The sequence below is a fragment of the Bacteroides sp. AN502(2024) genome, from assembly GCF_041227145.1.
In the GTDB taxonomy this organism is placed as follows: domain Bacteria; phylum Bacteroidota; class Bacteroidia; order Bacteroidales; family Bacteroidaceae; genus Bacteroides.
This window is the reverse complement of sequence record NZ_JBGFSP010000012.1, coordinates 90,959-112,207: the sequence shown is the minus strand read 5'-3', so window position 1 is coordinate 112,207 and position 21,249 is coordinate 90,959. Positions and strand designations below refer to the sequence as shown.

20 protein-coding genes and 1 riboswitch are annotated in these 21,249 nt (G+C 40.3%); of the genes, 6 read left to right on the top strand and 14 right to left on the bottom strand.

Annotation, left to right across the window (positions count from 1 at the left end; genetic code table 11):
* Window positions 1-8 precede the first annotated feature (8 nt).
* Genes coaE through nusB form a run of 4 tightly spaced genes read right to left on the bottom strand, consistent with a single transcriptional unit; the run spans window position 9 to window position 2,938 of the window.
* Entirely contained in the window at window positions 9-626 is a 618-nt protein-coding gene (gene coaE, locus AB9N12_RS19110; RefSeq protein WP_369893667.1) for a dephospho-CoA kinase, read from the bottom strand.
* Complete coding sequence (locus AB9N12_RS19105) at window positions 616-1,629, bottom strand: CdaR family protein (protein WP_369893666.1); 1,014 nt, start codon at window positions 1,627-1,629, stop codon at window positions 616-618. Before AB9N12_RS19105 ends, coaE begins: the two co-directional genes overlap by 11 nt.
* Window positions 1,630-1,648: 19 nt before the next feature.
* Window positions 1,649-1,972 carry a preprotein translocase subunit YajC gene (gene yajC, locus AB9N12_RS19100; protein WP_369893665.1) on the bottom strand — a complete coding sequence of 108 codons (324 nt, stop codon included), beginning with the start codon at window positions 1,970-1,972 and terminating at the stop codon, window positions 1,649-1,651.
* 39 nt (window positions 1,973-2,011) lie between these two features.
* Entirely contained in the window at window positions 2,012-2,938 is a 927-nt protein-coding gene (gene nusB, locus AB9N12_RS19095) for a transcription antitermination factor NusB (protein ID WP_369893664.1), read from the bottom strand.
* Between the two features lie 168 nt (window positions 2,939-3,106).
* On the opposite strand from nusB, the gene AB9N12_RS19090 reads away from it, so the two are divergent.
* The 4 genes from AB9N12_RS19090 to AB9N12_RS19075 all read left to right on the top strand — a co-directional run bounded on the left by AB9N12_RS19090 (window position 3,107) and on the right by AB9N12_RS19075 (window position 5,390).
* Window positions 3,107-3,508 carry a PUR family DNA/RNA-binding protein gene (locus tag AB9N12_RS19090; RefSeq protein WP_369893770.1) on the top strand — a complete coding sequence of 134 codons (402 nt, stop codon included), beginning with the start codon at window positions 3,107-3,109 and terminating at the stop codon, window positions 3,506-3,508.
* 137 nt (window positions 3,509-3,645) lie between these two features.
* A complete protein-coding gene (locus tag AB9N12_RS19085) occupies window positions 3,646-4,236 on the top strand; it encodes a 50S ribosomal protein L25/general stress protein Ctc (protein WP_369893663.1) in 591 nt (196 codons plus the stop codon).
* 138 nt (window positions 4,237-4,374) lie between these two features.
* Complete coding sequence (gene pth / locus AB9N12_RS19080) at window positions 4,375-4,941, top strand: aminoacyl-tRNA hydrolase (protein WP_369893769.1); 567 nt, start codon at window positions 4,375-4,377, stop codon at window positions 4,939-4,941.
* A 38-nt stretch (window positions 4,942-4,979) separates the two neighbouring features.
* Window positions 4,980-5,390, top strand: coding sequence for an RNA-binding S4 domain-containing protein (locus tag AB9N12_RS19075; protein ID WP_369893662.1), 411 nt, complete (start codon window positions 4,980-4,982; stop codon window positions 5,388-5,390).
* Between the two features lie 212 nt (window positions 5,391-5,602).
* On the opposite strand, the gene AB9N12_RS19070 is transcribed toward AB9N12_RS19075, so the two are convergent.
* From AB9N12_RS19070 to AB9N12_RS19050, 5 genes are all read right to left on the bottom strand, one after another.
* Entirely contained in the window at window positions 5,603-6,028 is a 426-nt protein-coding gene (locus AB9N12_RS19070; RefSeq protein WP_369893661.1) for an HIT family protein, read from the bottom strand.
* Window positions 6,029-6,076: 48 nt separating this feature from the next.
* Window positions 6,077-8,350: a cation:proton antiporter gene (locus AB9N12_RS19065; RefSeq protein ID WP_369893660.1), complete on the bottom strand. Its 2,274-nt coding sequence runs from the start codon at window positions 8,348-8,350 to the stop codon at window positions 6,077-6,079.
* 151 nt (window positions 8,351-8,501) lie between these two features.
* Window positions 8,502-9,587 carry a glycine cleavage system aminomethyltransferase GcvT gene (gene gcvT / locus AB9N12_RS19060; RefSeq protein ID WP_369893659.1) on the bottom strand — a complete coding sequence of 362 codons (1,086 nt, stop codon included), beginning with the start codon at window positions 9,585-9,587 and terminating at the stop codon, window positions 8,502-8,504.
* Between the two features lie 61 nt (window positions 9,588-9,648).
* The gene (pepT, locus tag AB9N12_RS19055) at window positions 9,649-10,872 is read right to left on the bottom strand and encodes a peptidase T (protein ID WP_369893658.1); all 1,224 of its coding nucleotides are present in this window, start codon (window positions 10,870-10,872) and stop codon (window positions 9,649-9,651) included.
* Window positions 10,873-11,026: 154 nt separating this feature from the next.
* Window positions 11,027-12,436 (bottom strand): amidophosphoribosyltransferase, encoded by a 1,410-nt coding sequence (locus AB9N12_RS19050; protein WP_369893657.1) that lies wholly within the window; start codon window positions 12,434-12,436, stop codon window positions 11,027-11,029.
* A 263-nt stretch (window positions 12,437-12,699) separates the two neighbouring features.
* A riboswitch (Fluoride riboswitch) is annotated at window positions 12,700-12,762 on the top strand.
* A gap of 27 nt (window positions 12,763-12,789) precedes the next feature.
* On the opposite strand from AB9N12_RS19050, the gene crcB reads away from it, so the two are divergent.
* Window positions 12,790-13,167 (top strand): fluoride efflux transporter CrcB, encoded by a 378-nt coding sequence (gene crcB / locus AB9N12_RS19045; RefSeq protein WP_369893656.1) that lies wholly within the window; start codon window positions 12,790-12,792, stop codon window positions 13,165-13,167.
* 185 nt (window positions 13,168-13,352) lie between these two features.
* Here crcB and AB9N12_RS19040 read toward each other — a convergent pair whose 3' ends face one another.
* Both AB9N12_RS19040 and AB9N12_RS19035 read right to left on the bottom strand, forming a co-directional pair.
* Entirely contained in the window at window positions 13,353-14,000 is a 648-nt protein-coding gene (locus tag AB9N12_RS19040; RefSeq protein ID WP_369893654.1) for a hypothetical protein, read from the bottom strand.
* The gene (locus AB9N12_RS19035) at window positions 13,997-14,680 is read right to left on the bottom strand and encodes a hypothetical protein (RefSeq protein ID WP_369893653.1); all 684 of its coding nucleotides are present in this window, start codon (window positions 14,678-14,680) and stop codon (window positions 13,997-13,999) included. Before AB9N12_RS19035 ends, AB9N12_RS19040 begins: the two co-directional genes overlap by 4 nt.
* A gap of 285 nt (window positions 14,681-14,965) precedes the next feature.
* Here AB9N12_RS19035 and eno point away from each other — a divergent pair, with 285 nt between their 5' ends.
* Window positions 14,966-16,246 carry a phosphopyruvate hydratase gene (gene eno, locus AB9N12_RS19030; RefSeq protein ID WP_369893651.1) on the top strand — a complete coding sequence of 427 codons (1,281 nt, stop codon included), beginning with the start codon at window positions 14,966-14,968 and terminating at the stop codon, window positions 16,244-16,246.
* A 64-nt stretch (window positions 16,247-16,310) separates the two neighbouring features.
* Here eno and AB9N12_RS19025 read toward each other — a convergent pair whose 3' ends face one another.
* The 3 genes from AB9N12_RS19025 to AB9N12_RS19015 form a co-directional block, all read right to left on the bottom strand.
* Complete coding sequence (locus AB9N12_RS19025; RefSeq protein ID WP_369893650.1) at window positions 16,311-17,519, bottom strand: OmpA family protein; 1,209 nt, start codon at window positions 17,517-17,519, stop codon at window positions 16,311-16,313.
* 4 nt (window positions 17,520-17,523) lie between these two features.
* Complete coding sequence (locus tag AB9N12_RS19020; protein WP_369893649.1) at window positions 17,524-19,950, bottom strand: hypothetical protein; 2,427 nt, start codon at window positions 19,948-19,950, stop codon at window positions 17,524-17,526.
* A gap of 237 nt (window positions 19,951-20,187) precedes the next feature.
* Window positions 20,188-21,093, bottom strand: coding sequence for a helix-turn-helix domain-containing protein (locus tag AB9N12_RS19015; RefSeq protein WP_369893647.1), 906 nt, complete (start codon window positions 21,091-21,093; stop codon window positions 20,188-20,190).
* Between the last annotated feature and the right edge of the window lie 156 nt (window positions 21,094-21,249).

Below are 21,249 nucleotides of genomic sequence, written 5' to 3'. Positions count from 1 at the left end.
TTTATTTATTAATTATTTTTTGCAGGGCAAAGGTAATGATTATTTTTAGATAGCAAAGAAATAAGCTTCAAAACCTGTGGAATTAAAGGCGTTTCATCGTCATTCACGATCACGAAATCGGCATACTCTCTCTTAACTTTATCACTCATTTGAGCTTCGATACGCTTCATTACCAGTTCCCTCGATGAAAAATCACGCTTTATGGCACGCTCCACTCTCACTTCCAGCGGTGCATACACCATCACCAAAAAATCGACTTCATCTCTAAAACCCGCTTCCACAAGTATGGCAGACTCCATACCCACCCACTGTTCACCCCCAAACCGGGCAGCCCAACGGCGGAAATCTTCTTTTACCCTTGGATGAATAATTTCATTCACTTTTTGTATGTGCTCCGGATGACCGAACATATAGGAGGCCAACAAAGAACGATTCAATAATCCGTTTTGAAACACATCCTGACCGACCAGCACACTAAGTCCCTGACCGATCACAGGATCCGTCTGTGTGATACGCTTCGCTTCTATATCCGAAATATAAACAGGAATTCCCATTATTCCGAATAGTCTGGAAACAACGCTCTTTCCACTACCGATACCACCGGTTATACCAATCTTAATCGACATTAGAAGTTATTTGTTCTATCAGGAAGTCTACTTGCTCAGGAACAATACGGATTTGATTGATTCCACTCGGAAACGACTTCAGCTTAACCGTATATTTATCAGAACCGAGCTTCAACAACTCTTCGTAAGAAATATGGATGATAAAATCGCTTGCTTTTATACTACGAAACCGTTTCAGCCCGACCTGAAAAGTGATCTGAACTTTAGAAGGAAAGGTACGTAATGCCTTATCTGCCGGAAAATTAACTCCGTACAATGGTACTTCAACTGTTTTCTCCGTATAAATATCTACCGGGAATGACATTTCTACCGAAGCCGGAACAAACTTCACTCCCCTTTCTGTAGTCAGCGGAATTCGTTGCCGGGTCGTATCTGAAATATTCTCCAAAGTGATCTTTTGAGTATAGGCGGTTGTGATAGTATCTAGAATTCCTTCCGGAGCATAAACCAATACAGAATCCGGGCTGCAAATCGTATCTGATACATAATATTGAAGCCCGGCCGTCACTTTTCCCCGAAAACGGACAGGTATCAACTTAGCCTTTCCTTCAGAATAGATATACTCCAATGTATCCGGCTTGATTGACAGAATCTTGGAGGATACATTCAACTGGCTCAATATCTTTTTCTCAAAATCAGATGCATAAATCTTCACATGATTATCTTTTCCTTTATAATCAGAAAAATCCAGATTCACCGGAAAAAAACTTTTCCCCAGCATATAATTGAGAAGCACTGTCCCTTTATCTTTCACTCTAACACGAAGTTCGGAAGGCGGCTCCGATGTCAGCACTACATTATTGGGAACATCTTTCATTCGTACCGGAATGGAAAACTCTGCTTCATAGTCATTATTCAGCGTCTGAAGCAACCAGAATCCGCCAGCTATCAGGAAGAAAAATAAAAAAATTAAGAATTCCCTGCTCTTATCACTGATCAGAAAATCCTTAATTTTCTTGGATAGTTTTAAATATCTATATTCTATTTTCCTACGATCAAACATAGGCACTTATTTATCAACTTTATTTAGATTGATTACTGGCAGCTGAAGCGTCAGCGAAAATAGAATTCTTGTCTATCTTAATCTTTACATTAGAAGCAATCTCAAGTACGATATAATCATCAGCAATTTCCTTGATTGTACCATGGATACCACCTGCAGTAATCACATTCTGATTCACCTGAAGAGATTTACGGAAATTCGCTATTTCTTTTTGCTTCTTATTCTGAGGACGGATCATAAAGAAATACATGATAACAAACATAGCTATCAGCATGATCCACATCATACCTCCACCTCCGGCAGCACCGGCAGGAACTTGCAATAATACAGTCAATACGTTCATAAATAATCAGTTTTAATTTCTACTATACGGACAAAGATATCAGTTTTTAGTCAACTTACCTTCTTTTTTCAATTGATTAACTATCCCATCCAGCGTACCGTTGATAAAGCTACCGCTTTTAGCTGTGCTATACAACTTCGCTATCTCTACATATTCATTTAATGAAACACTGACCGGAATGTTCGAGAAACTAAGAATCTCGGCTAATGCAGTCTGCATAATGACAACGTCCATGAATGCAATACGATCCAAATCCCAATTTTTGGTATTCTCACTCACCAAATGACGGTAATAGTCGGAATTCAAAATAGTACGACGGAACAGACGACGTGCAAATTCTTGATCCTCGTCGTCTTTAAATTCCGGAAGCAGTTCCTGGTTGGCCCCTTTCTTTTCATCAAAACGTTTGATTGTTTTCAGAACGAATGTATCCACAATTTCTTTGTCATCATTCCAATACAGACTCTGATCTTCCAATACCTGATCGAGAGAATCGTTATTAAAGATGTACGTTTTATAGAGTTTTCTCCATAATTCACGATCGGCCTCGTATGAGCAGTCGTCAGAAGCCATATAATCTTTATAAATGTCGGTTTCTATAATTTTCTCATAAAGTCCTTTGATGAAGTCCTGGTCGTTTGCCCAGGTTCTTTTTTGATTGGCTATAAACTCTATCAATTGCTTATTGACTTCCAATTGAGCAATAAACTTATTATCTACGAATTTCCTGTTGGGATACAACTCTTCTTTCGTAGGTGCCAATTTGGCTTTTGCTGCATCCATACGTTTTTGTGCATACTCGGTCAATGCTATCATCAGCATCAACAAATAATTATAAAGGTCGTACGCCTTTGAAAGACTAAAGAATAACTCTTTCTCCGCTGAGTCTAAATTTTTGCTGCCATTTTGATAATAGGCATATACTATCTGTATAATCTTGAGACGAATAAGAACTCTGTTGATCATAATTCAAATTAATACTGTTGTTATCGAACTGCAAAAGTAGATATTTTTAATGAGTTTCCACTAATAAATCACATTTTTTTATGCAGTATTTGATTCTCTGCGCTTTTTCTTTTGACAGTTAAAAAAAAATATCCAATTTTGAAGCCGATTATAAACGGACCGAAAGATATGGAAGATTTAAAAAAGAAAATGAGCGCAGACATGAATGATAAGGAGATTGTATTCTCCAAGTCCATTAAAGCAGGTAAACGCATCTATTACCTTGACGTGAAAAAGAATCGTAAAGATGAAATGTTCCTGGCTATTACAGAGAGTAAAAAGGTGATAATGGGAGAAGGTGACGATTCTCAGGTTAGTTTCGAGAAACACAAAATCTTTCTATACAGGGAGGACTTTCAGAAGTTTATGGCAGGACTCGAAGAAGCAGTCAACTTCATTGAGTGCAATAATGCGAACGAATACATCACCCGCCTGAACACCGAAACTGATGAAGAAAGTGGACAGAAAGCAGTCGAAGAAGCCCAAGGAAACAAGTTGGACAACGAAATTAAGATTGATATTGACTTTTAAGAAAGTAACTCTTTGATATTTCAAAAAAAAGATGTACTTTTGCACCGCTTTTTTGCAACATCGTGTGATAATCCACATCGTGTGATGGTGAATTAAGCAAACTAACTTAATTTAGAGTAACACATTTTTTTTAAGAAATGAAATCAATTGAAGTAAAAGGAACTGCAAGAACAATTGCAGAACGCTCTTCAGAACAAGCAAGAGCTTTGAAAGAAATTCGTAAGAACGGTGGTGTACCTTGTGTACTTTACGGAGGTAATGAAGTCGTTCACTTCACAGTGACTAACGAAGGACTTCGTAACCTGGTTTATACTCCGCACATCTACGTTGTAGACCTGGTTATCGATGGCAAAAAAGTAAACGCTATCCTGAAAGATATTCAGTTCCACCCGGTAAAAGACACGATCCTGCACGTTGACTTCTATCAAATCGACGAAGCTAAACCTATCGTAATGGAAGTACCGGTACAGTTGGAAGGTCTTGCAGAAGGTGTGAAAGCCGGTGGTAAACTGGCACTGCAGATGCGTAAGCTCAAAGTGAAAGCTTTGTACAACGTAATTCCTGAAAGACTGGTTATCAACGTTTCTCACTTGGGATTGGGTAAAACTGTTAAAGTGGGCGAATTGAGTTTCGAAGGTCTTGAACTGATCAATGCTAAAGAAGCCGTTGTTTGTGCAGTTAAGTTGACTCGTGCAGCAAGAGGTGCAGCAGCAACCGCCGGCAAGTAATTTGAGATTATCCCTATAAAGAGATATACTTAAACGCAAATTAATGCAGATTAAAGCAGATGTTCAATCTGCATTGATTTGTATTGATTTGCGTTTTTCTTTCTATAGTAATGAACTGTTTTTACGGAACAAACGATGATAAAATATTTAGTTGTTGGACTGGGCAACATTGGTCCCGAGTATCATGAAACCCGACATAATATCGGATTCATGGCAGTAGATGCATTGGCCAGAATCAACAATGCTCCTCCTTTTATGGATAGGCGCTATGGATTCACCACCGACTTTTCTATCAAAGGACGTCAGTTGATCCTGCTTAAACCGTCGACCTATATGAACTTGAGCGGATTGGCTGTCCGCTATTGGATGCAGAAAGAGAATATTCCATTGGAAAATGTACTGATAGTAGTGGACGATCTGGCTCTTCCCTTCGGAACTTTACGCCTGAAAGGAAAAGGAAGTGACGCAGGCCATAACGGATTGAAGCACATTGCCGCCACTCTGGGCACTCAGAACTATGCCCGCCTGCGTTTTGGTATCGGAAATGATTTCCCACGTGGCGGACAGATTGATTACGTACTCGGACACTTCACCGATGAAGACTGGAAGACAATGGATGAAAGACTGGAGATGGCAGGGGAAATGATAAAAAGTTTCTGTCTCGCCGGCATCGACATCACAATGAACCAGTTCAATAAGAAATGAAATGGTAATTAGTCACTAACCAGCTAATCACTAAAAACATGTCCGAAGCAAGAATAGATAAATGGATGTGGGCTGTCCGTATCTTCAAGACGCGTACGATTGCAGCAGAAGCCTGTAAAAAAGGACGCGTCACGATCAACGGTTCTCTGGTCAAAGCTGCCCGCATGATAAAACCGGGAGACGTTATTCAAGTAAAGAAACCACCTATCACTTACTCATTCAAGGTACTACAGGCCATCGAGAAACGTGTGGGAGCCAAACTTGTATCAGAAATGATGGAAAACGTAACGACTCCCGATCAATATGAGTTACTTGAAATGAGCCAAATCAGCGGATTCATAAACCGGGCACGTGGGACCGGACGCCCGACCAAGAAAGATCGCCGGAAACTGGAAGAGTTTACCACTCCGGAGTTTATGGACGACTTTGATTTTGATTTCGAAGAATAGTTCACCACAGAGGACACGGAGGAATAAAGGAAAAGAGTCTTTTATAGATTATACTCTTAATATTAGAATCACGAGATTGTCTAACAAGCCATATCTTACCCATTTCACCCCTGTCCAAGCATATACTTTGGCAAGGGTGATTTTCAATTTCTGAGACTTGTTAGCCAGTCCCTTCGATATTCCTCTGTGTCCTCCGTGATGAATTCTAAAATCTACAGATTCGCTTTAACAGCATCAATCAGTTCCTGATATTCTGCACCAGTCAGATAAACCTTTCCCGGGTTCATTTGGAATACGCCTCCATAATCAGGACCATCCACATATTTAGGTGCTAGGTGAAAATGCAAATGAGACAATTTATCCGAATAAGCACCATAATTAATTTTTTCCGGCTGGAAAGCCTTTTGCATAGCACGTGTGACACGTGCTACATCTGCCATAAAAGCATTACGGTCTTCATCACTCAATTCATTCAAATCGTTCACATGATCTTTATAAGAAACAAGACAACGTCCACGATAGGTCTGTTCCTTAAATAAAAAAACACGTGACACACTCAGTTGCGCAATCTCAATCATCAGATTATGCAACGTTTCATTGTTCTGACAATACAGACATTCTTTCGGATCACTCTTCATGATATGATTATTTTAAGTTTTATCGTTACAAAAATAAATATTCCATCCTTATCCGGCTTGTACTTTTTCGTTTTTTTGATTGACTAATTGGTACACGTCCTCCTTTTCACCTACTGCCCAAACGACATCACCTTCTTTGAGCAGAGCATTGACATCGGGAACCATCAATGTACCGTCTTCACTTTCAACACCGGCTATCATACAATGATATTTGTCGCGGATACCCGATTCGCGAATCGTTTTACCCAGAAAAACAGAATCACTGTCAATGATAAACTGCTTCAAAACCATCTCGCTCTTTTCATAAACCTCCCACTCTATTTTCGATCCGTTTTGCATCGCTTCATTAAAGACACTCAATTGATCGTCCGTCCCTATCACCTGTATCTTATCCATTGGAAACAGCCGGACAGAACCGCCCGGAATATTAATCCGCCTCTTTCCACGAAGAATAGAAGCAACATGAACTCCAAATCTCTTTCCCAAATTCAGTTCCATCAAAGTTTTCCCCGCCCAACTGGATTCGCCCGGAATTTCCATATCGGCAAGATGCAGGTCATGCGACAACAAACGACCGGCATATTCTGGTTTTTTCTCTCCCAAATACTCTGCACGTACATCTCTGGAACGGAGATTCTGAAAGAAACGACGTTCAATCAATATCGATTGTTTTTTCAAGTAACGAGACCATACCATCAGCAACACGACAAGTACGGCCACTCCGATAATCAATCCGATAGACACCTCAAATAATCCGGAAATAACAAAGATAACGAAAAGTGCCGCTATCATAATACGAATCACAATTGTCGATACCAGCGGTGCACGATTAGCACGATTGTCATGCCATAAGGTCATGAACTCAACCGAATGATTTTTCTTCACCATAATAGCTCGCAAGAAAGGGGCAATACACAGAATTATAAATACAGCTCCCAACAACGATGCCCAGAAATGAGGCAAGTTCTCTTTAAAGAATGGTACGATAAAGCGAAAAGAAAGTATAACAATCGACATGCTGACTATTGAATAAACGACTGTTATACGTACCATTGAGAAAATCAGCTTCTTCCACAAATTCTCATAATTCAGTACAGTCTGCGAACCGGAGTAATAACGCATCATCATCTTTCTCCATGATTCCGGAAGATGCGTATCTACAAAAGTAGAGGCCGGCTCGGCAAAACGAATCATATAAGGAGTCAGGAAAGTAGTAATGACAGAAACCGCTACTACTATCGGGTATAAAAAGTCACTCGTCACATGCAAAGAAACGCCCAAAGAGGCAATGATAAATGCAAATTCACCGATCTGCGTTAAGCTAAAGCCGCATTGCATAGCTGTCTTTAGAGGTTTTCCGGAAAGAATAACACCGAATGTGCCAAACACAGACTGCCCCAAGATAACAGCCAAAGTAATTACTATGATAGGTACGGCATATTCACCAATCATTACAGGATCTACCATCATACCGACCGATACGAAAAAGATGGCTCCGAAAAGGTCCTTTACCGGTTTCACCAGCCGGTCTATGGATTCCGCCTCAATCGTTTCTGCCAGAATAGATCCCATTATAAATGCACCGAATGCAGCAGAGAATCCCGTATGAGCTGCCATCACTACCATACCGAAACAAAGTGCCAACGACACAATAAGCAAAGTCTCCTCGCCCATCAGCTTCCGGCAACGTTTCAGAAATTCAGGAATCAGATAAATACCGACCACAAACCACAGAATAAGGAAAAACAATAATTTACCGATACTTTCCAACATTTCGGTCCCCTCAAAATGCTGGCTTACCGCCATGGTGGAAAGCATCACCATTAATACGATGGCCAAAATATCTTCTAAAATCAGGATACTCAACACAAGTCCGGTAAACTGTTTTTTCCTTAACCCTAAATCGTCAAAGGCTTTATAAATAATAGTAGTAGATGACATCGCAATCATACCACCCAGAAACAGACTATCCATTCTGTGCCACCCAAAGCCCATGCCGACTCCTATTCCTAACAATATCATACAAAAGATGATGGTACAAGCCGCTATGACGGCAGAACCACCCACCTTAACTATCTTCTTAAAACTAAATTCCAACCCCAGAGCAAACAGCAAAAAGATGACACCAATATCCGCCCATATCTTAATATTGGCGGTATCTATCACAGAAGGAGTATATGGCATATGCGGACTTGCCAGAAATCCGGCAACTACATATCCCAAAACCAGAGGTTGTTTCAACTTCTTAAACAACAAAGTCATAACACCGGCACAGATTAATATCAGTGCGAGGTCGGCTATAAGAGCAGGCAAATGAGACATTATTTCATCGTATTTAATGACAAAATTATATTATTTCTACGAAATAAACAACATATTAACGGATATGTTTTACCATATCCGTCCTAAAATAAGTTAGCCCCGGATAGAGTCGTAACAGATCCGGGGCTATACACAATAACAAACTTATTTTTTATTTTCTAAAAGGCGGTTTCACTACCACAGCTTTCAATTTCCGACCACGTACATCAATACAGATTTCCGTACCTACCTTGCTATATTCAGGTTTTACATACCCCATACCGATCCCTATTTTACGGATAGGCGACATAGTGCCCGAGGTTACTACTCCAATCTTCTCTCCCTCCGGATTTACCAGCTCATAACCGTGGCGTGGAATTCCTCGATCAATCATTTCAAAGCCCACCAATTTACGGGTGACACCTTCCGCTTTCTGTTTTTCCAGCATCGGACGGTTGATGAAATCCTTACCCTCCACAAACTTAGTAATCCATCCTAATCCGGCTTCTATCGGAGAAGTCGTATCATCCAGATCATTGCCATACAGGCAGAATCCCATTTCCAGCCGGAGGGTATCACGGGCACCCAAACCGGCAGGTTTAATGCCATACTCTTCGCCAGCCTCAAAAACCGCCTTCCATATCTTATCAGCCGCAGACGGATAGAAATAAAGTTCGAAACCTCCCGCACCGGTATAGCCCGTATTGGAGATGATTACATTCTCCTCGCCTGCAAACGTTCCAACTTTAAATGTATAATATGGAATAGAAGCAAGGTCGATGTCTGTCAACTTTTGCAAAGCCATAACAGCCTTCGGTCCCTGTACAGCGAGCTGTGCTATGTTGTCGGACGAATTTTCCAACTCGGCTCCTTCCGTATTATGAGCCACACACCAATCCCAGTCTTTTTCTATATTGGCGGCATTGACCACCAACATATACTTTTCCGGTCCATAATGATACACCAGCAAATCATCTACGATACCTCCCTCTTCATTGGGGAAACAAGTATATTGTATCTTGCCCGGAATTAGTGCCGCCACATTATTAGACGTTACTTTCTGCAGAAAATCCAATGCGTGCGGACCTTTCACCCAGAATTCCCCCATGTGCGATACATCAAATACACCGACACCTTGACAAACAGCCATGTGCTCATCAATGATACCGGAGTATTCAATTGGCATATTATAACCTGCAAACTCGTGCATTTTAGCACCAAGCGCTACATGTTTCTCTGTAAACGGAGTAGTTTTCATGATTTTAAAATATTAATTATCAGGTATTAAGTTTAAAGTATTATCGTAGTTTACTGTCTTTTTATTTGGAGGCTACCAATTCTGCTATTTTCACAATCACCTTCATAGCTTTCTCCATATTCTGAATAGGCACAAATTCGTAGCGACCGTGGAAATTCAGACCACCGGCAAAGATATTCGGACAAGGCAATCCTTTGAAGGAAAGTTGTGCACCATCCGTACCTCCGCGAATCGGTTTTACATTCGGTTTCACCCCCACAGCTTCCATCGCAGCAAAAGCTATATCGATGATATGCATTACCGGTTCTATCTTCTCACGCATATTATAATACTGGTCGCGTAGTTCGAGAGTGACAGTACCTGCTCCATGTTCAGCATTCATTTGAGCAACCAGCCGTTCCATCTCTTTTTTACGATTCTCAAATTTCGCCCGGTCATGATCACGGATGATATAAGAAACGGTGCTCTGCTCCACATCTCCCTGAATACCGACCAAATGATAGAATCCTTCGTAACCGTCCGTATGTTCCGGTCTTTCCTGCGAAGGAAGCAATGTGATAAATTGATTGGCAAGATAAATCGAGTTAACCATCTTATTTTTGGCATATCCCGGATGCACATTACGTCCTTTAAAAATAATTTTAGCAGCAGCGGCATTGAAATTCTCAAATTCCAACTCCCCTACTTCACCTCCATCCATCGTATATCCCCACTCGCAACCGAATTTCTCTACATCAAAATGATGAGCACCTTCACCTATTTCTTCATCCGGATTAAAGCCGATACGGATTTTTCCATGTTTAATTTCAGGATGCTCCTTCAGATACACCATCGCAGATACAATTTCTGCAATACCGGCTTTATCATCAGCACCCAGCAATGTTTTTCCGTTGGTTACAATCAGATCTTCCCCTTTATGTTTCAGCAATTCCGGAAATTGCGAAGGAGAAAGAACCACATCCTCTTCCACACACAGCACAATATCCGAACCGTCGTACTTTTCCACAATACGCGGAGTCACATCTTTACCCGTCATATCAGGGCTTGTATCCATGTGTGCAATAAACCCGATGGTAGGCACTTCTCTATCTGTATTGCCAGGAAGTGTAGCAAAAAGATAACCATGTTCATCCAAAGTAATATCTTCCAATCCCAAAGATTCCAACTCTTTTTTCAAGTATTCAGCAAAAACCATCTGCTTCGGAGTACTTGGAGTAAGCCCTGTCGATTCATCAGATTGTGTATCAAAGCTCACATACTTTAAAAACCTGTCTACTAAAGTCATATTGTTTTAATTACAAGTTACTGATTACAATTTACAAATTGATAGTTTATAATGCCGTAAAGGTAAAAAAAGAGCCGTGAATTACAAAGCAATTCACGGCTCTTTTTTATTGCATACTTTTTATCCGGATACTTAAATATCCTGTTTGCCCACTTTAAAAATGACTGCTGCCATCAAAACAATGCGTGCACACCTTACATTTCGGCAACCCGATGGCCTCTACCAATGTTTCCAACGTATTGAATTTCAACGAAGTGAGTCCAAAACGTTCGGCGATAATGCCAACCATCTTCTCATATTCCGGAGAACCGGTAGTGGCATACTTCTCCAGATTCTTATTCTCGTCACCTTCCAGTTCCTTAATAATACGGCGGGTTATCAACTCCAATGCACTTTTAGAAGCCGAGAAACCTACAAACGGACAAGCATAAATCAATGGCGGGCAAGCGATACGCATATGCACCTCTTTGGCTCCGTAATCATACAGAATCTTCACATTATCACGCAATTGGGTTCCCCGCACAATCGAATCGTCACAAAACAACAAACGTTTATTCTGCAACATGGAACGATTTGGAATCAACTTCATCTTGGCAACAAGCGAACGCATCTCCTGATTGCTGGGGGTGAAACTACGAGGCCATGTCGGCGTATATTTAGAGATCGCACGATGGTAAGGAACCCCCTTTCCTTCGGCATACCCTAAAGCCATACCTACTCCCGAGTCAGGGATACCGCAGACGCAATCCACTTCCGATTCATCCGTCCGCCCCATTTTCAATCCGCTGGTGAACCGCACTTCCTCTACATTCTTTCCTTCATAACAAGAAGTCGGAAAACCGTAGTACACCCACAAAAACGAGCAAATCTGCATATCCGCGTTGGGACTGCGAAGTTGGTCGACATGATCGTCATACATACGTACAATCTCACCGGGACCTAAATATTTCTCGATCTCATAATCCAGATTCGGGAAACTGGACGACTCACTCGTTGCAGCATAAGCACCCTCTTTCTTTCCAATCACCACCGGAGTACGTCCCCACTGGTCACGTGCCGCAATGATACTTCCATCTTCCGTCAGAAGCAGCATCGAACAAGATCCCTTAATGTGCTTAAACACATTTTCGATACCTTCCACAAAAGTTTTGCCTTGTATAATAAGTAATGCGATCAGTTCCGTCTGGTTGGTGCTGCTCGAACTAAGTTCGGCGAAGTGCATGTTTCGACTGAGAAGTGCTTCCTCTAATTCCTGAATATTGACTATTTTAGCGACTGTGACAATGGCGAAACGCCCAAGGTGAGAATTGATGATGATAGGTTGTGCGTCTGTGTCGCTAATGATGCCGATGCCGGCGTTTCCTTCGAATTTATCCAGTTCTCCTTCAAACTTGGTTCGGAAATAAGTACTTTCCAAATTGTGAATGGAGCGGATAAAACCTTTTTCCTCACTGTATGTTGCGAGTCCTCCCCGCTTGGTACCCAGATGTGAGTTATAATCTGTGCCATAGAATAAATCAGTCACGCAACTCGTTTTCGAGACTGTTCCGAAAAAACCTCCCATTGTTGTTTTCTTTATTGATAATGTTTAAAAAAAGATGCGCAAAAGTACAAAAAAGAATCCGTCTGATAAACAAAGAGCCCCGCAAAGTTTTAGATTTCTTTGCGGGGTACAACTAACATTTATTAAAAATCGGGGAATCCGTAAACAATCTTTTTACCGAAATCTTATTTCCATTTCTTGATAGATCAGATTTATACCGGAGGCTTCAAACAATTTGAAAAAGATTTTAAAGCTTTCTGCAGATAGTTTTATCTTTTTTCTATCTTTGCATCGGCTATGGGATTAGCCTTTAACCGCCCTTTGGAGCTGATGATCCCTACAATTTGAATGTATAACCCTTAAATTGTCAGCTAATGCTCAAAACTTTATTATTTATCGGTATGGGAAGTTTCACCGGAGGCATACTACGTTACCTCATCTCACGCTATGTACAGAATAGTCTGTTCACCTCTTTCCCTTTAGGCACCTTTTTGGTCAACGTACTCGGTTGTTTTGCCATCGGTCTGTTTTATGGACTCTTCGAACGAGGGAATCTGCTGAACTCCAATCTAAGAATATTTCTTACCGTAGGATTCTGCGGAGGATTCACCACCTTTTCAACGTTCATGAATGATAACATTCAACTATTTAAAAATGATCATTTCTTCTATCTCTCGCTTTATGTTACTCTTAGCTTGTTTTTGGGATTTGTGATGTTATACCTTGGGCATGCACTCACAAAATTATTCTGAAATGGTAAACAATAAACTTGCGCACTTCCCGAATCAACGGAATAACGCCTAATATTAGCGACCTGAAAAGGGCTGTCATTAACTCTCTTCAAACGATGGGGTTACTTCCGCTGCCAGACGTTATCATCGAAGCTTAAGAATCCGTTCAGGAGTGCCCGCACATCGCAATGGCTGACAAATGTACTTCAAAGAAAAAAGCCAAAAGATATCATAGTAGCCACATTCCATTCATTCCCGATATAAAACACTTCGACAGAAGGAGTAAGTGTCCACCGTTTGAAACGCGTGTCCATTCCTAATCCGGCAACAGCAGCTATCCCTTTTTTCCTTTCATTGCGTCCAAGCGTGACCTGCCCGTCTTCATCACCGGTTATTTGGTAATCATCAAAACGAGAAGACCTGATACCATAGCCTACAAGCCCTTTGATATAGATATCAAATGTCTGATTCTCGCTCTGAAATATCTCGTAACCGGGACCAACAGCTCCCAACAGCGTGTTTCGCTCATCACTAATGTCGAACGGACTTCCTTTTTGCAGTACACTCCTACTCCCATCATGCGTACCCCAATGTCCCATGAGTTCACAAAAAAGCCGCCCCGACATATAGAAACGGGTACGTACATCAAGCGCAAATCCCTTCGAAGAATAGGCGTCCGACATCCATTCATAGCCCAATCCCATACTGTAAAGTACCGCCCCGTCTTTGAGATTACTTTCTTGAGCCGATACATGATGGCATAAGCGTGGCGAGAAGAGTGTTGCTACAATCAAGAAGAAACACCCGAAATGGAATTGCCACCTATTCTTTCTGCGATTCGAAAAGAAAGTCATTTACCTGCAGGATTATATTGCTCGGCGATAGCGGTAAAATCAAATGCATCGATCTCCTTCTTCGCTATCTTCTCACACAATACGGGATCATCAGCAAGGTATTTCTGCCACTGTTTGCGCATATACGACCGACTGGAAACACTTCTTCCGATAAGTATCGGACAATCATCGCTCTGACGCTGAATACAATATTGTATCCCCTCGTCTGCGCTGTAAGTAATAATTAAAGCTCCATCCTTGGCGAGGCTGTAAGTATGTCCGTACGCAGTTATGAGAAGATGATCGCCTACACTGTTCAATATCTGCCAAGTCTTGAATGTGCGAAATTTCTGTTCGCCCTTCTTTGTATAGGGCTTCTTGAATTCTTCATAGACCAATGTCTGCTGTTTCTCCGGATGATTTTTACGTGTCAGCGTCATGTATTTGATTTCCTCACTCTTGACTTTTTTCCGCCCTTCTTTTGTCTTGATACTGATGGTCTTGGCTCCGGAAGGCAGATTAGAAGAACGTTGGCCGCCTATTTGTCCGGTAATCTGTTGATTGTCTTTCGTAGTAATTTCTGTTTCATAGTAAGTGGTTCCACTGATTATTAATTCTGCAACTTGGCAAGAATGGAATGCCCATACACAAAATGCCGCCATGGAAATGAGTAGAAAGCGGGAGATTCTTAAAGATTTCATACGAGTTTATATTTAAATGTTAATCATATCCCAATTGTTTGTTTTGTCATATTCTTATTTAAACTACGAATATGTGTTGCAAATATAGCAAAGTTCGAAAAGCCATCAACTTTATTTGCAAAGATTAACACTCGAACAAAAAGCATCGTTTCCATGTTATAGTAATAAGAACGGATTAATGACATATAGGGAATAGGAACGAAAAGAATACCTATTTATAGTGATTTCTCACTCCCCGTCAAGTCCGTACTTTTGCAAAAGTCTTATTCAAAAACAATAGAAACGATGAAAATTGAAAAAATTGTAGCTCGAGAAATTCTCGACTCAAGAGGTAACCCCACAGTAGAAGTTGATGTAGTATTGGAATCAGGCATTATAGGACGTGCCTCTGTGCCGTCGGGTGCTTCCACGGGTGAACACGAAGCGTTGGAGCTTCGCGATGGTGACAAACAACGCTATGGTGGAAAAGGAGTACAAAAAGCAGTTGACAATGTAAATAAAATCATTGCTCCAAAGCTAGTTGGAATGTCTTCACTCAATCAGAGAGGAATCGACCACGCCATGTTGGCACTGGATGGCACCCCCACCAAATCCAACTTAGGCGCTAACGCTATCCTCGGTGTCTCTCTTGCCGTAGCCAAAGCTGCCGCCAATTATTTAGACCTTCCTTTGTATCGCTATATCGGTGGAACCAACACCTATGTAATGCCTGTACCGATGATGAACATCATCAATGGCGGTTCACATAGCGACGCTCCGATCGCATTTCAGGAATTTATGATTCGTCCGGTAGGTGCTCCTTCTTTCAAAGAGGGTTTACGTATGGGGGCTGAAGTGTTCCATGCGTTGAAGAAAGTATTGAAAGACCGTGGTCTTAGCACTGCCGTAGGTGATGAAGGTGGTTTCGCTCCTAACCTCGAAGGCACGGAAGATGCCCTAAACTCTATTCTCGCCGCTATCAAAGCAGCAGGATACGAACCGGGCAAAGACGTAATGATCGGTATGGACTGTGCTTCTTCCGAATTCTATCACGACGGCATTTACGATTACACTAAATTTGAAGGCGCAAAAGGCAAGAAACGCACCTCCGCAGAACAGGTTGACTATCTGGAAGAGCTAATCAACCAATATCCTATCGACTCTATCGAAGACGGTATGAGCGAAAACGACTGGGAAGGCTGGAAAAAACTTACTGAACGTATCGGTAACCGCTGCCAGCTGGTAGGTGACGACTTGTTCGTAACCAACGTTGATTTCCTCGCAAAAGGTATCGAAACAGGTTGCGCCAACTCCATCCTGATTAAAGTAAACCAAATCGGTTCGCTGACAGAAACGCTGAATGCTATCGAAATGGCTCACCGCCATGGATACACCACCGTTACTTCCCACCGTTCGGGTGAGACAGAAGATGCTACTATCGCCGATATCGCAGTAGCCACTAACAGCGGACAGATCAAGACAGGTTCTTTAAGCCGCTCCGACCGTATGGCCAAATACAATCAGTTGCTCCGCATTGAAGAAGAGCTTGGTGATTTGGCTGTGTATGGATATAAGAGAATTAAGTAAATAGATTCTTATACCTAATAAAAGAGAGTGGATTTATTGCAGTCCACTCTCTCTTTTTGCAAAATTATTTATGGTATATATAATTCCAATAGTCCATATTTGTAATGATTTGAACTATAATTTTACGATCTCCTTCTCGTATTTCATTGGAAGCATCCCGAGAAGCATAAGATATTTTTGAGCCTACCCCTTTTGCTTTTAACATTTTACCGGAAACCCCTCTCTTTATAAGTGCATTGACTACAGCGTCTGCACGTCTTTGGGATAAATCTATATTGTATTGTAACGATCCCTTTGCATCGGTACATCCCGTGATGAGATATCTTTTGTTGGTATCTACCAGCATGAGTTGAGCAATTTCATCAATGACAATAGCAGCTTGGGGAGTTATCTCAGCTTTGTCAAACTCAAAATAAATATTGTTGAATAAATCACATAAGACATTAACATTAGACTGAGTAATTGGAATTTCTACAATTTTTTCCTTAATTATAGGTTTCTCTATTACTTTCTCTATGATCTTTTCCACATATTGAATTGAGGGCTTGTTTTTTAAGGATTTGCCGCCAATGCGCCACATCAATCGTACGCTTCCCTGCCATGAATTAGCTATATGTTTGTATGGCATGATGAGGTAATCTCCTTGAAGTCCTATGCCTATGTTGTCATTAAGCCACATATTTACACCTGTGCCCAATGAAATAGGAATAAGATTTCGTTTGTCTTTCCCTTCTTTAGTGTAATCATTGGATAGATTCCATCCCATCTGTTCACTATTGAATTCTTCCATTTTACGATAATCGACTTCAAAATTCTTGTACATATAGTTGGCTCCTATTCGAAAGAAAGGATCAATATAATTGGAGTGGAAGTAGTTGCCTATGCGCCACTGGAGACCCACTCCCGCCATACCTAACCATCTTGATTCCTTGCCGCTACGGACCGGGTCGGAACTGTAATCTAATGTACCCTGTAAATCCAGATAAAGATGAGAGTTAAGTTCACGGGCAAAATACAGATTTCCTCCGAAGATAAAATCTTTCTTGTTGGTACCTACGCTATAACCACCTTTATGATTAGTCTGGAAATTAATAACATTAAAACGTGTCAATTGAAGTCCGGTTGCGCCTATACCTATTTCCCACGTTTTTTTATTCATATCATCGGCTATGCCATCCTTTGCGTTTTCTTGTGCATTTACGGGTAAGCCCCAACATAGCACTGAGATAAAGCATAGCATGAAATAGATTTTATGCATATATATATTTTTCATATTTTTATTCTTCATAGATAACTTGTACTTCGGGCAATTCATAAGAACTATTATAGTTTTCAATAACAAATGTTTTTTCATCCTTTCCTTTTCGAAGATAGCCTTGATAATATCTATAGAAATATACACTACTGCTATTGTCAATATATACGGATGAATTTAAAAACGGTGCGAATACTTTGAAAGTCGGAGCTTCCGCAGCAGATTTGTTATTGGAACTTGATGCTTCCTGCAAACCAGCTGTTGAGGTATATCTGAATGTAATATATGCCATTTTAAGTTTACGGGCTTCTTCTTCGGTATAAGCTACCGGTTCTACATAATCCATTCCATTCCCTTTAATGGCACGTGTGGTCGATAATTTGTAAATTCTGGTAAAGTCTATTTTTGAAAAATCCAATTCACCTTCGGCAGATGAGAAACTGAGTGCTTCTCCATTTGACATTGTTTTCAATTTTAATGTTTTTAATGTAGGTCCCATTTGATAAGGAGCTAATAAACAAACACCATTCCATTGGTAAGTTTCTCCATAATAAGATTCTCTGGCTTTTACAGTGTAATAAACGTCACTTCCATTCCAATATTCGAATTGATTGTTTTTGAATTTTCCGAAATTTTCTTTCATCAACCGATAGGTATAAATATAGTAATAATGTACTCCGTTACTAGAACTATTACTATGACTTGAAACCAGTTTTTGATCTGACAAAATACTGCCGGGATTATTTTTGTCTGAGACTCTATACGCATCTAAATTTCTTGAACCACTATTAGGTAAATAAGAAGGGATATTCTGCCATGGGTCTTCCGGATTTACTTTTCGTTGTATATAGAAATATAGACACTGGTATTCGTATAATGGATTTGAATTATCGCGGAGGATCATTCTCATGTGTACCCTATTGGGGACGTACGTGTTTTTAGCGGATTCTTGTGATGCTTTTCCGGCTATGGTTACCTCTTTTACCGTTCCCCAGCGTAAGTTGATGTCTTGTATTTCGGGCAAGTCTTCTTTAGGTACAATAAACTCTCCGTTTTCATCAGCCATATAAATTTTATCCGCATTGATACCCGGCATGCCTTTTACATAAGCATTCGGTGCGATTAGTCCGGATTCATCGTAGACTTTATAGAGTACACCACCATCAGTAGTGCGTACATATTCACCATATTCTGATTGGGAATATTGTGCGATCACATTAGGTATACCTTTAATGATGGTAACTTCCGCTCCCGGTTTGCCAGGTTCTCCGGGTCTGCCGTCTTTACCATCTTCCCCGTCTTTGCCATCTTTCCCGCGTAGATAATCATAAAAATCATTCAATGTATTTTTTTCGCAGTCCCATGTTCCACCATTCCTGTAATCGATAAGTGCGTTTATTGTACCACAGCGTTTGGCTAAGTCATTTTTCCACAGTTCATAAGCTGACAAACCATTGATTCCGTTTATTCCGTCTTTTCCGGCTAAATAATCGAAGAAGTCAGATTCCGATATCCTGTCAGAAGGCCATTTTTGCCCTTGATTTTCAGGGTCATTTATATGGCCCGTTACTACCATCTCTTTCCATAGTTCATAGGCGGATTTTCCATTGTCACCATTTGTTCCGCTGAGGAAAGTGTAGAAATCCGTCATTGCAATTTTATCTTTGGGCCATGCTGAATTATTTTTGTCCTTGATTTTATCATTTTTGACATCATTCACCCATAATTCATAGGCAGATGCTCCTTTAGTCCCTTTTTCTCCTTTTTGACCTCGAGCGGAAATATGTGTATCATGATTGCCAATGTACCAATTACCATTTTCACCAACATGTGGAGTAATGCCATTTTCACCATCTTTTCCTTTAAAATATAAAAAGAAGTGTTCCATTGCTGTTTTGTATTTAGGCCAATTTATATTTCCGCCGGCAACAGATTGTTTCCATAATTCATAGGCTGAAAGTCCGTCTTTTCCATTCATTCCATCCTTCCCATCTTTGCCTATAGCTTTGATTTCTGTATCTTTATTGCCGATATACCAATTCCCATTTTCGCCAATATGAGGCGACTGTCCGTCTCTTCCGCTAAGGAAATCCCAAAAATCAGCTTCAGTATTTCTTGAGGAGGGCCAAATAAGCGAAGAATCATGAGGGTTGGTGACATTACCTTGGGCGATCAAAGCTTTCCATTGATCGTATGCAGACATTCCGTCTTTTCCTTTGTCTCCTTTTTCTCCTTTAATGTAAACTAAAAAGTCTACTAAATCAACTTGGTGGGAGGGCCAGTTGATACGACCGGCTTCAACCTCTTCTTTCCATATTTCATAAGCGGATTTTCCATGAACTCCCTGAGGGCCTTGGGGCAGTTCAAAATCAATACTACTACACGAGAAAAAGAATGTGCAAAGTAGTACTGACAATACATAGGTTTTACATTTCTTCATTGTATACATGACTAAAATAGTTAAAAAAACATTTACTTTTCACTGTTGCATATTTAATAAATCCGGATTTGTTTTTATGGATACTGAATGGCTGGGATTGTTCATGCAATTTTATGCAGGTACAAAGTTCTATATTTGGTGGTAAAAAGAGGTTGCATATTCAAAATATATATTATATATAATCAAGACATCCTTTCATATCTGCATAAAAACGGTTTCCTTTCTTACTATTTGTTTTGGATGGCTTTAAATAATAGATACCGGATGAGACTTTACAAGAGGTGTACCTCTTGCTTCTTTTCCTTTTTTACGTATTTCGTTAGGAGTAGCTCCTATATTCCTTTTACAGTAGGTCGTAAAATGGGAAAATGTTTTGAAATGATAATCCAACATTATTTGTTTGATGGGCAAAGTGCTTTCTTTTAACTTGAATTCAATGTCATAAGACGTTTGCTTTTGTAGCCATTGGTATGGGGTGTCTCCATGGAAATTTTTCTTGAATAGTTGTGTAAAAACAGGATCATTATATCCGCATAAAGCAGCTAGTTTTTTGGCAGTTCTGCATGTTTTGTAATGTGTCATAACCGATACGAAAAATTGAAGATCAGTCGAAAGAGTATGCCGGAAAATGGAAGCAACTTCATTTTTACTATAGCAAATCCTAAATAATGAGAACAGCTCATATTCTTTAGCTCGATGCAAGTCGGAAATTTCTGCCCCTTTTTTCATATAATCGACCAGCAAATCCAGAAAGGAACGCAGTAGCGGATAAATGGGAAGAACCTCTACCGGTTTTACTTCCTTGATAGATATATCTTGCAGATATTCTATTGTTTTGCTATGTAGATAAGGAGCCACAATGTTACATGCATGAATAACAAGTTGTACCTCATCCATCGCTTTGACTTTACAATTATGCAGGCTGCTGATGAAGAAAAATTCATTTTGTACTGCTATCAGAGGCATTGATTCCATTTGATCCCTGAAGAGGCACAATGTTCCTTTTAGTACAAAACAAACTTGGAACTCATGGTTTTCATTCAGATTCCGGATAATTTCCCCCTTGCCTATATGAAGACATCTGAATTGGCTGAATCTGGATAGCGCAAGAGGATCACGATATAAATTCTTTAGTAAAAATAGCATTTCCATATATATATTAAACATTTTAAGATAGAAAAACCTATCCCGGACAAATATAACCTGATATTTAAAATGTTTAAAAGCTATAGAATAAATATGCAACTAAATAACCGCCAATATGAAATTAAATCGTCTGTTTAAGAAAGGACTTTGTGACTGACGAAG